This window comes from Pseudoxanthomonas gei, from assembly GCF_010119615.1.
GTDB lineage: Bacteria > Pseudomonadota > Gammaproteobacteria > Xanthomonadales > Xanthomonadaceae > Pseudoxanthomonas_A > Pseudoxanthomonas_A gei.
Map to the genome: position 1 here is coordinate 449477 of NZ_QOVG01000002.1, position 13393 is coordinate 462869.

Annotated in this window: 13 protein-coding genes; 9 read left to right on the plus strand and 4 right to left on the minus strand. The window is 64.6% G+C overall.

The window, feature by feature from the left end; genetic code table 11:
- Positions 1 to 64: 64 nt before the first annotated feature.
- The gene (locus DT603_RS04895) at positions 65 to 334 is read left to right on the plus strand and encodes a hypothetical protein (RefSeq protein WP_162348719.1); all 270 of its coding nucleotides are present in this window, start codon (positions 65 to 67) and stop codon (positions 332 to 334) included.
- A gap of 159 nt (positions 335 to 493) precedes the next feature.
- Positions 494 to 1174, plus strand: a complete 681-nt coding sequence (locus DT603_RS04900; protein WP_162348720.1) for a L,D-transpeptidase — start codon at positions 494 to 496, stop codon at positions 1172 to 1174.
- 233 nt (positions 1175 to 1407) lie between these two features.
- Here DT603_RS04900 and DT603_RS04905 read toward each other — a convergent pair whose 3' ends face one another.
- Positions 1408 to 3492, minus strand: a complete 2085-nt coding sequence (locus tag DT603_RS04905) for an alkaline phosphatase D family protein (RefSeq protein WP_162348721.1) — start codon at positions 3490 to 3492, stop codon at positions 1408 to 1410.
- 266 nt (positions 3493 to 3758) lie between these two features.
- Between DT603_RS04905 and DT603_RS04910 the strand changes: the two genes are divergently transcribed.
- Positions 3759 to 4670: a bifunctional GNAT family N-acetyltransferase/nucleoside diphosphate kinase regulator gene (locus DT603_RS04910; RefSeq protein ID WP_162348722.1), complete on the plus strand. Its 912-nt coding sequence runs from the start codon at positions 3759 to 3761 to the stop codon at positions 4668 to 4670.
- A gap of 66 nt (positions 4671 to 4736) precedes the next feature.
- Here the strand turns inward: DT603_RS04910 and DT603_RS04915 are convergent, their stop codons facing one another.
- Complete coding sequence (locus DT603_RS04915) at positions 4737 to 5621, minus strand: LysR family transcriptional regulator (protein WP_162348723.1); 885 nt, start codon at positions 5619 to 5621, stop codon at positions 4737 to 4739.
- A 129-nt stretch (positions 5622 to 5750) separates the two neighbouring features.
- On the opposite strand from DT603_RS04915, the gene DT603_RS04920 reads away from it, so the two are divergent.
- The 6 genes from DT603_RS04920 (at position 5751) to DT603_RS04945 (ending at position 10981) form a co-directional block, all read left to right on the plus strand.
- Positions 5751 to 6830 carry an alpha/beta hydrolase gene (locus DT603_RS04920; protein ID WP_246191562.1) on the plus strand — a complete coding sequence of 360 codons (1080 nt, stop codon included), beginning with the start codon at positions 5751 to 5753 and terminating at the stop codon, positions 6828 to 6830.
- A 9-nt stretch (positions 6831 to 6839) separates the two neighbouring features.
- A complete protein-coding gene (locus tag DT603_RS04925) occupies positions 6840 to 8051 on the plus strand; it encodes an MFS transporter (RefSeq protein ID WP_162348724.1) in 1212 nt (403 codons plus the stop codon).
- Between the two features lie 125 nt (positions 8052 to 8176).
- Positions 8177 to 8962, plus strand: a complete 786-nt coding sequence (locus tag DT603_RS16240; protein ID WP_162348725.1) for a (R)-mandelonitrile lyase — start codon at positions 8177 to 8179, stop codon at positions 8960 to 8962.
- Between the two features lie 4 nt (positions 8963 to 8966).
- Positions 8967 to 9194 (plus strand): tautomerase family protein, encoded by a 228-nt coding sequence (locus DT603_RS04935; RefSeq protein WP_162348726.1) that lies wholly within the window; start codon positions 8967 to 8969, stop codon positions 9192 to 9194.
- 33 nt (positions 9195 to 9227) lie between these two features.
- Positions 9228 to 10256, plus strand: a complete 1029-nt coding sequence (locus tag DT603_RS04940) for a zinc-dependent alcohol dehydrogenase family protein (protein ID WP_211368276.1) — start codon at positions 9228 to 9230, stop codon at positions 10254 to 10256.
- 38 nt (positions 10257 to 10294) lie between these two features.
- The gene (locus DT603_RS04945; protein WP_162348727.1) at positions 10295 to 10981 is read left to right on the plus strand and encodes an NADPH-dependent F420 reductase; all 687 of its coding nucleotides are present in this window, start codon (positions 10295 to 10297) and stop codon (positions 10979 to 10981) included.
- A 285-nt stretch (positions 10982 to 11266) separates the two neighbouring features.
- On the opposite strand, the gene ygiD is transcribed toward DT603_RS04945, so the two are convergent.
- Positions 11267 to 12127: a 4,5-DOPA-extradiol-dioxygenase gene (gene ygiD / locus DT603_RS04950; RefSeq protein ID WP_162348728.1), complete on the minus strand. Its 861-nt coding sequence runs from the start codon at positions 12125 to 12127 to the stop codon at positions 11267 to 11269.
- Positions 12124 to 13041, minus strand: coding sequence for a universal stress protein (locus tag DT603_RS04955; protein WP_162348729.1), 918 nt, complete (start codon positions 13039 to 13041; stop codon positions 12124 to 12126). The genes ygiD and DT603_RS04955 overlap by 4 nt, the downstream gene beginning before the upstream one ends.
- Between the last annotated feature and the right edge of the window lie 352 nt (positions 13042 to 13393).

A 13393-nucleotide genomic window follows, 5' to 3' on the forward strand; every position in this document is an offset into this window, starting at 1 on the left:
GGATCATGGCTTCGGCAAAAAAAGGCCGTTATATTCCCGACTCCCCCGACGAAGGAGAAATGGAATGTTTATGACCAAGCAACATCTGGTGATGGCGCGTACGCTCGGCGTGGCGCTCGTCGCCACCTTGGGTCTTGCCTCCTGCGCCACCTATAAAGAAGACTTTGCACGTATCAACTCACGCCTCGATCAGCTCGACACGAAGGTACAGAGCGCGGCCCAGAGCGCCGAATCCGCCAATCAGTCCGCGCAGCAGGCCAACCAACGTCTGGATCAAATCGAAGGTCGCGTCCAGCAGCTCGAAGCGGCGCCGGGCCGCAAGCCGCGCGGGTAGTCGCTTTTTGCACAATTTGCGACGAACGGTCTGAACCGTGATCCGGTGGCCTTCGCTGGCCACCGGTTTCCTCATCTTCATCCCGTCTTTGTTCCAAGGAACCATCCCATCAGTAACTGCATACACCCTGTAATCCGGGCCGTTTTTGCTGCGCTGGCGATGGCGCTGGCGTTCACGAGCTTCGACGCCGCCAGCGCCGAGGAAGCCGCCGGCAAACCGGTCGCCGCCGTCGACCAGCTTCCGCAAGGCCAGGATGTGTCCGGCACGGTGATTGAGCTCGCGGGCTGGGTTGTCGCCGCCAAGGACAGCCAAGGCTATCCGTTCGCGGTCATAGACAAGGCCGCCGCGCAGATACTCGTGTTCGGCGGCGACGGCCGTCTTCGTGGCGCCGCACCTGGGCTCTTTGGTTCGGCGATCGGCGATCATGCGGCACCTGGCGTCGCGGGTCTGGCGCTTCGCGAGATTCCGGGCCGGGATCGCACCACGCCTGCGGGTCGCTTCGTGGGTGGTTTCGGTCCTTCAATAGACGCGGGGCGCGTGCTGTGGGTGGACTACGATTCCGCGGTCTCCATCCACCCCACCGCTACTGGCGTGCCGGCCGAGAAACGCCCGGAACGCCTTGCATCGCCGTCGCCCGACGACAACCGCGTGACTCATGGCTGCATCAACGTCTCGCCCGAGTTTTACGAGCAGGTCATCCGTCCGACGTTCGAGCGGGGCGGGGTGTTCTACATCCTGCCGGATGCGACGCCGATGGAGGAGACCTTCCCGGAGTTCGCGCAAAGTCTCGCGACCAAGCAACGCAACGGCGGAAGACGCGCACGCGCCGCCCGCAAGTGAAAGGAACGTCGACGTATTGCCGCTGGTGTGCGAGGCAGCGCAGCGGGTTTGCCGAGTGAAGAGGTCTGACAAGTCATCCAAGCCGGAGCGGCTTCACGGCTCAGCCTGATTCTGGCGTGGGTCCCTGTCCGCTCGTGTTCGATGGCGGTCGCTCGCCTCTCCGGGTAACGACGTCGGACCAACGTCCCCTTCCGGCCCGAAGCGGACATCGGATCACCAACGCATTACTCGCGTCATACCGCCAGCCCGGCATCGCCTTCCACGACCGTTTTCCGCATGCGGGGGCGCTCGCCCGCCTGCCAGAGCGGCACCTCGAAGCGGACGCGATAGCGCAGCGACCCGCCGTCGTCGGTTGCACTGCGTGTGATCGGGCGCGGGATGCAGACGAACTCGGTCACCATCGCGTCGGCGTCGACGCGCACGGTGGCGTAGCCATGCCCACCCATGTCGACGAACTCAAGGTGCGGGGCCAGGTCCGGGTTGCGCACTGCATGCGCCTTCGCCAGGTCGCCACTGCCGGCGTATTCCAGTGCCGAGCGCACGCCGTGGTGGAGCATCAGGTTGGCGGTGCACTGCGGCGGCCCGCCGTTGATCTCGGCGATGTACAAGGGACGCGTTGGATTGTTTTCCTTGTTCTGGTTGTACTCGTTGGCCTCGGCCATGCCCGGGGAAATCAGCGAGCCGCCCACGAAGCTGACGCCCACCGGCTCGAACGCGGCAGGCGGCAAGGCCGCGGCCGCGTAGCCCGCCCAGAAGCTGTGGCGATCGCCTGAGACGATGGCAAATCCGGTGATGCCGGCATCGCGCACGGCATCGAAGATCTCGGCACGCTCGTGGTACATGCCGCCCCAGTCGTAGGTGGCCAGGAGGCCGTAGCCGGCGCCTTTCCACCGGCCCATCTCCGGCGGCAGGTTCTGCGGATCGACGCGCTGGTCGAGCGCGCCCAATGAATTGCCCCAGATCTTCCAGGTGGCGGTCGCGCTGCGCAGGCGTTCGAGGAACCAGGCTTTCTGCTTCGCCCCCAGCATCGTCTGCGGGGCCGCGCCGGCAACGTAGTTGTCCACGCTCCTGTCGCCCATCGTGAGCTTGGCCGGCGGATGGCCGTTGGCGTAGTCGCGGCCGGCGTCAAGCTGCGCCCACAATTCCTCCGGGACGAAGCCCAGGGTGTCGCCTTCGAACAGCGGGTTGATCTCGTCGTGATTGCCCGGATCGCGCGAGCGGAAACTGCGGTTGTCGGTGATCAGCAGGTCGATGTGCCGGCCCCAGCGCAGGGTGCGGTACGCGATCAGGCTGTTGATGGCGGCGAGGTTGTTGGCCTCGGTACCCAGGCCATCGTCGTCGAATCCGGTGATCTTGGTGTCGACGACGTCGGGCGCATCGAAGCTGTCGAGCTTCGCCCCCGGCGGCAACACCCGCGCCGGCTGGTATTCAAACCAGGCCTGGTTGGCTGCCACCTTGAGCGTCTGCGCGGGCACCCAGCCCTCTGTGCCCGCGAATTCCTGGATCGACTGCCAGCCGTTCCAGGAGAACTCGTGGTTGTCCCAGATGCACACGAACGGCCAGCGTGCGCGCGCATCCTGCAGATCCGGATCCTGCAGGTAGGCGTGGTAGAGGGTGCGGTAGTCCTCCAGCGAGTCAGGGACCCAGAAGCGGTTCCTGGCGACCGTCTTGCCCTTGGGGAACCTGATCGGGAAGGTGATGGCGCGGTCGTAGCGCTTGCCGTCCTTGACCTGCTCGGGGTACTGCACCACTTCGTAGACGAAATCGCCCAGGTGCAGCACGAAGCCGATCCGCTCCGCGGGCGCAGCGCGCTCGTCTTCCCAGATCATGCGCCTATAAGCATTTAGGTATCCCTCGGGGATGCTCTGGCAACTGACGAAGGCGAAGCGCGCCGGCCGCGGATCGTCGCGTGCGGGCGCCGTCAGCGTGCGGCCGATCCTGCTGCCGTTGCCTTCCTCGTCGACGAAGCGGTACCAGTATTCGCGGGCCGGCAGCAGGTGCCCGACCAGCACGCGGCAGGTCCAGTCGGATGCGGCCTGCACCTTGGCCGACGTGGTCGCGATCACCCGTGTGAACGCCGCATCCTCGGCCACCTCGACGGTCAGCATTGCGCTCTCGCGTCCGTCCGCATACGGGCGTCGCGTCCACAGCAGCACGCTGTCGGTGTCGGGATCGCCCGAGGCCACTCCTTGCGGAAACAGGTCACGCCGCTCGCGCCAGCCGCTCGCTGACGGGCGCACGGCCGCGCAGCCCCAGGCCAGGGTCGCGCCCAGCGCTGCGGCGAGTCCAAGGAACTGGCGGCGCTTGAGTGTTGACATGCCGATCCACCGCTTGCGGTTGTCGATGTGCCGCCACGCTAGACCTCGAACATGGGCCGGGAACGTGCCAGAAGTACCGCGGAAGCCAAAGCGCGCCGGGTCGATTCGAGTCGACTTTCCGGGGCGTGCGGGCGTAGAACGCACGGGTCAGGCAAGCCATCGAATGCCCGCGCCAGCGGCCCGGGTTAAAATGATCGTTTATCGAAAGAACCGTCATGGCCGGGGGCCATGAAGGGCTTTCATTCTTGCTTCCCAAAGGAGTGAAGATGAACAGGCCTTTTGTTTCGCTGTGTCCGGAGATCACCCGGGCAGACGCGCTGACCCTGATGGACTGGCTGGAAGACGAGTGCGTCACCCGCCACCTCAGCGATTCGCGCCATGTCTCCCGGTTCGTCGAACAGGTCATCGGCCGGGTCCAGTTGCCGATCCTGACCCATCTTTTCAACCAGGGCGGCCGGTTCTTCATGGCCTATGACCGGCATGACGCGCGCGTGGGTTTCGTGCGCCTGGTCAAGAGCGGACCGGATTGCGAGATGGTCCTGGTCATCGGCGACCGCCACAACTGGGGCCGCAAGCTCGGGGCCGCCGCGATCCGCGAAGGCATGAAGCTCGCCTTCCTGGACATGCGGGCCGAGAAGCTCATTGCCAGGATCCACCCGGACAACGCGCGTTCGCTGAAGGCTTTCGAGCGCTGCGGATTCCTGCCTGAAAACCAGACGCCTGCCCTGACGTCCTTGGCCATGAACTCGGAGCGCTATCGCCGGCTCCTGCGCGAAGCCCCTGCAGGTCATGCCGCCGAGATCCACATCACCGAGATCGACAAGGACCGGCTCAGCACTCTGGTCGCATTCGCGCAGGATCCGGCTGTTTTCGAGCTGGAGCATGAAATCGAGCGAGCCATCGTCGTCGATCCCGAGCAGGTGCCGCGTGATGTCGTCACGATGAACTCAACAGCTTTGCTCCAGCTGGATGACGAAGAAGTCGAAGTGACGCTGGTCTACCCCGAGGACGCGGACCGCAGTGCCGGGAAACTGTCGGTTTCCTCGGGCATCGGCACCGCAATCCTGGGCTACAGGGAGGGCGATGCCCTCGACTGGCGAATGCCGGACCGGACCCGCCGCATTCGCATTGGAAAAGTGCTTTACCAACCGGAAGCCGCGGGTCATTTCCACCTGTAGGTTGGCCCCGCCGTGCATTTTGCCATGTCCGCTTCCGACCCGAAGCGGACATGCAGTGGCTGATTCTCAGATCCGCAAGGCCTCGATGACGAGCGCGAATGCGGGTGAGTGCTGTCGTCGACTCGGGTAGTAGAGGTGATAGCCCGGGAACGGCGGGCACCAATCCTGAAGCACCCGAACGAGTCGTCCATCCTGAATGTGCGGCTCGAACTCTTCTTCTGGCAGATAGGCGACACCCACGCCATCCAGCGCTGCAAGCACGATATGCGGCGACGTATTGAAAACGGCCTGCCCTTCGACTCGCACGTTCAACTGGCGGCCGCGACGCTCGAATTCCCAAACATAAAGACCACCTGACGGGAACCGGATGTTGATGCAGTTGTGCCCAGTGAGATCGCCTGGCACTTTCGGGATCGGGTGCTTCTCGAAATAGGCCGGCGAAGCCACCGCAGCCATGCGCAGCTTTGGAGTGATCGGCATCGCGATCATGTCCTTATCGATGCTTTCCCCCATGCGCACGCCGGCGTCGAAACGGTCCGCAACGATGTCCCGGAAGCCGTAGCTGACGTCGAATTCGATATGGATGTCCGGATAGCGCTGCATCACCGGCAGCAATTTCGGAAGCAGGATCGTCCGCAGGACGTGGTCGCCGCTCGTGATGCGCACGGAACCAGCGGGTTTGTCCCGCAGTTCCGTGAGCGCGTCCAGTTCTGCTTCGATCTCGTCAAAGCGATTGCCGATGGCGCGGAGCAGCCGCTCCCCGGCCGGAGTGGGCGACACGCTTCGCGTCGAGCGCGTGAGCAGGCGGATCTCCAGCCGCTCTTCCAGCGCCTTGATGGCTTGGCTCAGGGCGGACTGGGATACGCCAAGCACGGCCCCGGCGCGCGTGAAGCTGCCCTCGCGAGCGACCGTCACAAAGGCCACCAGGTCGTTGAGGTTGCGTCGTGCCATGCCTGAATTCTGGCATGCCCTATTCATTAAGGAAACTAATAGGGCTTACAAGCATTGATCAGCTAATCAAACGGATCGCGCGCGAGCAGAATGCTCCTCGACCCTGATCCAAGGGCAGGAGAAATCGCCATGAATCTCAAGCAATTCGGACGCCGCGCGTTCCTGCCGCTCGCCTGTCTGGCCGCCCTGGCCGGGGCCTCGCCGGCCTTCGCGCAACCCCCAACTACGACATATGGAGCCGCCCCCATGCAACTGACCCAGGACTGGGACAAGGTCTTCCCCCGGAGCGACAACGTCGATCACCGCAAGGTGACCTTCAAGAACCGCTACGGCATCACGCTGGCGGCGGACCTGTACCAGCCCAAGAACGCCCGCGGCAAGCTGGCGGCGATCGCCGTTGGCGGACCCTTTGGCGCGGTGAAGGAGCAGTCCTCGGGCCTCTATGCCCAGACCCTGGCTGAGCGCGGCTTTATCACCCTGGCGTTCGATCCGTCGTACACCGGCGAGAGCGGCGGCGAGCCGCGCAATGTTGCCTCGCCCGACATCAACACCGAAGACTTCAGCGCCGCCGTCGATTTCCTCGGGCTGCAGGCGAACGTGGACCGCGAGCGCATCGGCATCATCGGCATCTGCGGCTGGGGTGGCATGGCGTTGAGCGCCACGGCGATCGACAAGCGGGTCAAGGCCGTCGCGACGAGCACCATGTACGACATGACGCGCGTCATGTCGAAGGGCTACAACGACAGCGTCACCCTCGAGCAGCGCACGCAGTCGCTGGAGCAGCTGGGCCGGCAGCGCTGGATCGACGCCGAAAAGGGTGCGCCTTCGTACGGGCCTCCCATGAACGAGCTAAAGGGCGGCGAGGCGCAATTCCTGGTCGACTACCACGAGTACTACAAGGCTCCGCGCGGCTTTCATCCGCGCTCGGTCAACTCGAACGGGTCGTGGACCGTCACTAACCCGCTGTCCTTCATGAACATGCCCATCCTGACCTACATCAAGGAGATCTCGCCGCGCCCGATCCTGTTCATCCACGGCGAAAAGGCGCACTCGCGCTACTTCAGCGAGACGGCCTATGCGGCCGCAGGCCAGCCGAAGGAATTGGTGATCATTCCGGGTGCCAACCACACGGACCTGTACGACCGGGTGGACGTGATCCCCTTCGACAAGCTGACCACGTTCTTTACGCAGAACCTGGCGGCGAAGTAGAGCCTGCGCATGAGCCTTTCCATCACCCTATCGCCTGAGTTCGAAACTCTCGATGCGCCGGCTCCGCCGGTGCACTGGGGCGGCGTGTTCGCCATGTCGCTGTGCGTGTTCGCACTGATCGCCTCGGAGTTCATGCCCGTCAGCCTGCTCACGCCCATGGCCGCCAGCCTGGGCGTCACCGAGGGCCAGGCCGGTTATGGCATCGCCATCTCCGGCGCCTTCGCGGTGATCACCAGTCTGCTAATCCCCGCGCTGGCGGCTCGCATGGATCGCAGGAAGCTGCTGCTGGCGCTGACCGCCCTGATGGCGCTGTCGGGAGCGGTCGTGGCCTTGGCGACGAACTACCTGGCCTACATGGCTGGCCGGGCGCTGATCGGTATCGTCATCGGCGGCTTCTGGTCGCTGTCCGCCGCCACGGCAATGCGCCTCGTCCCGCCGGCGCAGGTGCCGCGGGCGCTAGCCATCTTAAACGGCGGAAATGCGTTGGCGACAGTGATCGCTGCGCCCTTGGGCAGTTACCTGGGTGCGCTGATCGGCTGGCGCGGCGCATTCTTGGCCTTGGTCCCCGTCGCGGCAATCGCGTTTGCCTGGCAGTGGATCAGCCTGCCGGCAATGCGGCAGGAAGGCCCTGCGGGCACCGGCAACGTACTGGGGCTGTTGCGGCATCGCGTGGTAGTGCTGGGCATGGCCGCGTGCGGACTGTTCTTCATGGGCCAGTTCACGCTGTTCACCTACGTGCGACCGTTTCTTGAAACCGCGACCCGTGTCGACGTCTCGACGCTCTCGCTGTTGTTGCTGGGAATCGGCGTCGCCGGCCTGGTGGGCACCACCCTCATCGGGATGGTGCTCAAGCGTGGGCTGTACCCTGTGCTTATCGGCATTCCCGTGCTGATGGCAAGTTTGGCCCTGCTGCTCATTCCGCTGAGCGCGTGGGTGTGGCCTGTGGCCGGACTGCTCGCGCTGTGGGGCCTGGTCGCAACCGCCGCACCGGTCGGTTGGTGGAGCTGGATCGCGCAGGCCTTGCCGGCCGAGGCCGAGGCCGGGGGCGGCTTGATGGTGGCGGTGATCCAACTCGCCATTGCCTTGGGCTCGACGATGGGCGGCGCGCTGTTCGATCACATCGGGTACCAAAGTACGTTCATGGCCAGCGCAGCGGTGCTGCTAGTGGGTGCGTACCTCACCGCACTAACCGGCCGGATCTCGCCGGAGGCCCAACCGTGACACGCTGGGCCGGGTTGGCCGCTTTGGTAGGTTTGGCCCTTCTCGTCGGCGTTTGCCAGGCGAGCCGACCCGCGGCGCAGGCACCGGTCGCTACAAACTCCAAATCGGAGGACGCGCGGATGTGGATGACCATTGGCAAGAGACGCTTCGCCATCACGCTGGCCGACACGCAGGCTGCGCGGGCTCTTGCCGCCCAGCTGCCCCTGTCGCTCGACATGGCCGACCTCAACGGCAATGAAAAGCACGCCGATTTGGCGCAGCCACTGCCTTCTGCAGCGACCCGGCCGCGCACCATTCACGCCGGCGATGTAATGCTCTACGGGACGCGAACCGTGGTCGTTTTCTACGAGACGTTTCGGTCAAGCTACTCGTACACGCGCCTGGGCCACGTGGACGACGCTTTCCAGCTGCGCGCCGCCTTGGGTTTAGGGAAGGCCCGCGTTTCGTTTTCGGCCCACGACGTGGCCACTGCACCAACCTCTGGAGTCAAAGCCATGGAAATCGTTCGAAAAGGCACTGTCCCCTCCGTGCCGGGTCCGGCGGAATACTTCACCGGAAACGTCCGCATCGACATGCAGTTTCAACGCACAGGCGAATCCCGTGTGGCCGGCGCCATCGTCAGTTTCGAGCCGGGTGCGCGCACCGCTTGGCACACCCATCCGCTCGGCCAGAACCTGTTCGTAATCTCCGGCAAGGGCTGGACCCAGTGCGAAGGCGAGCCGATCGTGGAGATCAACGCCGGCGACATCATCTGGTGCCCCCCGAATCACAAGCACTGGCATGGCGCGACGCCGGACTCGGCGATGACGCACATCGCCGTCCAGGAAGCCTTGGACGGAAAAGTGGTCACTTGGATGGAAAAGGTCAGCGACGAGCAGTATCTCGCCGGCGTCGGCAACGTCAGAGGTTAAGTCCATGCCGCACATCATCGTGAAACTGTGGCCCGGAAAGAGCACGCAGCAGAAAGCCAAACTGGCGGAAGCCATCACCGAGAGCGTCACCAGCGTACTGGGCTACGGCGACGACTCCGTCTCGGTCGCCTTCGAGGAAGTGCAGGCTGCCGAGTGGGCCGAAAAGGTCTACCGCCCCGACATCGTCGGCAAGCCCGAACAGCTCTTCAAGAAACCCGGCTATTCGATGTGATCCCAGGTATTTTTCCGCAAAGGTCTTAGAACCATGCTTGCAACCATCATGTACGGCGCCGGCGACGTCCGGGTCGAGAAGGTGCCCGATCCCACATTGCGCGAGCGCACCGATGCGCTGGTGCGCGTTGCCCGCGCGTGCATCTGCGGCAGCGACCTGTGGCCCTACCGCGACAAACCGGCCGGCAGCGGAGCGGCGCGCATGGGGCACGAAGCCATCGGAATCGTCGAGGCGGTGGGGTCCGAGGTGCGCCGCATCAAGGTAGGCGACTTCGTGATCATGCCGTTCGCCTTCTCTGATGGTACGTGCGACTTCTGCCACGACGGCCTGCAGACCTCCTGCGTACACGGCGGATTCTTCGGGATGCACACCGAGGGCGCACAAGCCGAGGCGCTTCGGATCCCGCAGGCGGACGGCACGCTGTACCCGCTTCCTGCCGGTGATGACTCCCTCCTTGCCTCCCTGTTGAGCTTGTCCGATGTGATGGGCACCGGTCACCACGCGGCCCTTGGCGCTCGCGTCGGCCCGGGCAAGCGTGCAGCGGTGATCGGTGACGGCGCAGTGGGCCTGTGTGGCGTCATTGCGGCCAAGCGCCTGGGCGCTGAGCAGATCATCATGCTCGGCCGGCATCCGGATCGGCTCGCGCTGGCGCGACGCTTTGGCGCCACCGACTGCGTGCCGGAGCGCGGCCAAGCGGGGGTCGAGCGGGTGCGCGAGCTCACCGGCGGTTTCGGTACGCACGCCGTGCTCGAGTGCGTCGGCAGCGAACAGTCGATGGCCACCGCCCTGGACATCGTGCGCCCCGGCGGTGCGATCGGACGCGTGGGTGTCCCTCACTACGACACGATCCCGGGCGCGCAACCGATGTTCTACCGCAACATCAGCGTTGGCGGCGGCCCTGCGCCCGTACGCGCTTACATCGCCGAGCTGTTGTCCGACGTCCTAGAAGGCCGCATCGAGCCCGGTCTGGTGTTCGACCGAGTAGTCGACCTGCAGGGCGTGCCCGATGGGTACCGTGCAATGGATGCACGCGAGTCGATCAAGGTCATGGTGAAGCCGTAGGCATGGCAGAAGCGCTAACGGACAAGAAGAGGAATAAAATGAAGATTGCAGTTCTAGGCACGGGCATGGTTGGCCGCGCGCTTGCGGCTCGGCTCCGCGAGGGCGGCCACGATGTAGTCGTCGGAACCCGTGACGTCGAGCAAACACTGTCGCGCACGGAGGCTGACGCCAAGGGGACTGCTCCGTTTTCGCAGTGGCTCAAGGCACACCCTGACATCCGGCTCCTAACCTTCGCCGACGCCGGCGGGCGCTCAAAGGTGATATTGAACGCGACAGCCGGCGCGATTTGCATGCAAGCAATCGAAGCAGTAGGCGTTGACAATCTGGCAGGCAAGGTTCTGGTCGACCTTGCGGTCCCACTCGACTATTCCCAAGGCCGGCCGCCCAAGTTGTCCTTCGGGATTTCGGATAGCCTAGGCGAGCAGATTCAGCGTGCGTTCCCCGGCGCACGCGTGGTGAAGACTCTCAACACCATGCACTTCACGGTAATGGTAGATCCGGCTCGGATTCCGGGAACTCACAACGTATTCGTCGCCGGCGAAGATGGCGCGGCAAAAAAAACGGTCCGGATCCTCTTGCAAGAGTTCGGTTGGCCTGATGAGGCCATCATTGACCTTGGTGGCATACAGGGCGCCCCCGCTACTGAAATGTACGTACCGATGCTTTTTCAGCTGTTCAGCGCGCTCAAGACCTACGATTTGAATATCAGCGTTCTACGCCCCTAAGCAGCTGTGGGGCGACGAGGCGTAGCAATGTCCGCTTTTGGCCGATACCAGCCGTTCACCGGGGCTGCGAGACCTGGGGCGTGGGCGGACGTTGGCATCACCGCTGGCTGGCCATTCGCGCTGATTTGATTCGGCACTTCGGAGGCGATTGCAGCCGCGGTTGGAATTTGGTTCCATGGACTCAAGTACCAACGTGCAAGCCAGGGCGCCCAGTCGGCTCAGCTGGCTCAGCTCTAGGCCGTTCGATGACGGCCGTGGCCGTAATCCGGCTCTTCGGCTAGCCGTCTAGATGTTGCTCTGCTCGCCCGGCACCGAGGTGCCCAGTGGCGACGCGCCGGGCAGGTCGGCGGATGCGGGTGGGCAGGGGACCTCGACACCCAGGCTGGTCATTGAAAGCGAGCCATAGGCGTAGCCGTCGACCAGGACGCCGGGCTTGACGCCGATTGCGGCCAAATGCCCGGCCAGATACAGCACCGGCAGGAAATGCTCGGGCGTGGGCGCGGCCTGGGCGTAACCGGGAAGCGTCACCAGACCGGGCGCGTCCTCGGGGCGGGAAGTCAGCACCGCGAGTGCGTCCTCGTTGAAGGCGCGGGCCCAGGGAAAGGCCGCGTCCGGGTGGTCCCGATCCATCGCCCGCAAGTTGTGGACGATGTTGCCGCTGCCGATCACCAGCACCCCCTGGCTGCTCAGCGCACTCAACCTGGCGCCCATGTCGAAGTGATATTGCGCCGGCTTCAGGGCATTGAGGGAAAGCTGCACCACCGGCACATCGGCGGCCGGGTAGGCGTGCAGCAGAACCGACCATGCGCCGTGGTCCAGCCCCCAACTGTCATGGTCGGCGCCGATGGCTTCCGGCTTGACGATCTCGGCAATCTCCTCATACAGGGAGGGAAGCCCGGGCGCGGGATACTGGATGTCGAACAGCGCCTGGGGGAAGCCGTAGAAGTCGTGGATGGTTTTAGGCCGTGGCATGGCCGTGACGGCGGTGGCATTCACATACCAGTGCGCCGAGACCATGAGGATCGCGCGAGGACGTGGAAACGACTTCCCCACCGCTTGCCAGGTCTGCGTATAGCGGTTCTGGTCCAACGCATTCATGGGCGTGCCATGCCCCAGGAACGCCGCGCCCAACCTGACTGCACTCATGCCCTATCTCCCTCGTTGTTGTCCGATCCTGAAGTGCTGTCGCGAGTCGCGCGGATCACCAGGACGTCATTGGCAACGGCTTCCACAATGCGCCTGGTGTTGCCGCCCAGGACCACATGGAACAGCATGCCGCGGTTGAACGATCCCACCACCGTCAGGTCGGCGCCCCTGGTCCGCGCATACCGACTCAGCATGGCCGACGCCTGGCCGTTCTCAACGGTGGTGTGCACGCGCGCCTGGTCTTCGGCGCCCAGCTCGCTCCTGCCCAGGAACTTGGCCAGGGCGGCGGTCTCGCTATCGCTGATATGCCGGGTGTCCTCTTCCGAAAGCAGGAAACGATAAGGGCCTTCGAAGGCGCGCATCACCATCACGCTTGATCCGGGGAAATAGGCAAGCGATGCCGTCAGCGCGTCCCTCGACTCCTCGGTCAGGTCGGTGCCTACCAGTACATGCCTGTAGGGTCCACGCGGACGCGTCTTGACGACCAGCACCGAGGTCGGGCACTTGCGGACGATGTGCTCGGCGACCTTCCCAAGCACGGGCCGGTGCACGCCTTCACTGCACGCGGTGCCGATCACCACAAGATCGATCTGCTCGTGGTGGGCAACGTCCATGATGGTGTCGATCGGGTTCCCGACCCGGGTGAGGATGGTCGCGTCGGTACCCAGGCGCTCCACGTCGTATCCGAGCAGCCGGGTGGCTTCGTCGGCCGGGTAATGGAAAGCCGCTGGCGGCTGCGCCGGATCAGGAACGGCGCCGGTCGCCACCGGATCGGGTTCGACCACATACAGGATCTTGAGTTGTGCACCCCATTGCCCGGCGAGCTGCAGGCCCCGGTCCAGCGCGCGGTCACTGTGCGCGGACAGGTCGGTGGCGACCAGGATGTTCTTCGGTGGGAACACAGCCTCTTGCATGCGTGGCTCCTGTCCTCGGTGAAGCCCGACTGCCTGGCAGGCAGATGGGTCTTGGCGACCTGGCCGGGCAGACCGGGCAGACCAGGCATGGCCGATTCCGTCCCGGCCTGATGCCCCTGATTGATGATCCTACCGCTTATGCGGTGGGTGGCCGTGCATGGAATCGTGATCGGGGTTGCGCAGACTGGTAGCCCAGCGTCCAGGATCGCGCCTGCTTTCGGCGGTGGGCTGCGGGGCGACAACCGTTGGAGATCTCCGCTTTGATGCGGGAGTGGCTGAGGGTGGGCAATGGTGGGCCGGGGCCCGCCCCATGGGGCTGAATTCGACATGCAATTGGCGGGCGGCATCCCGG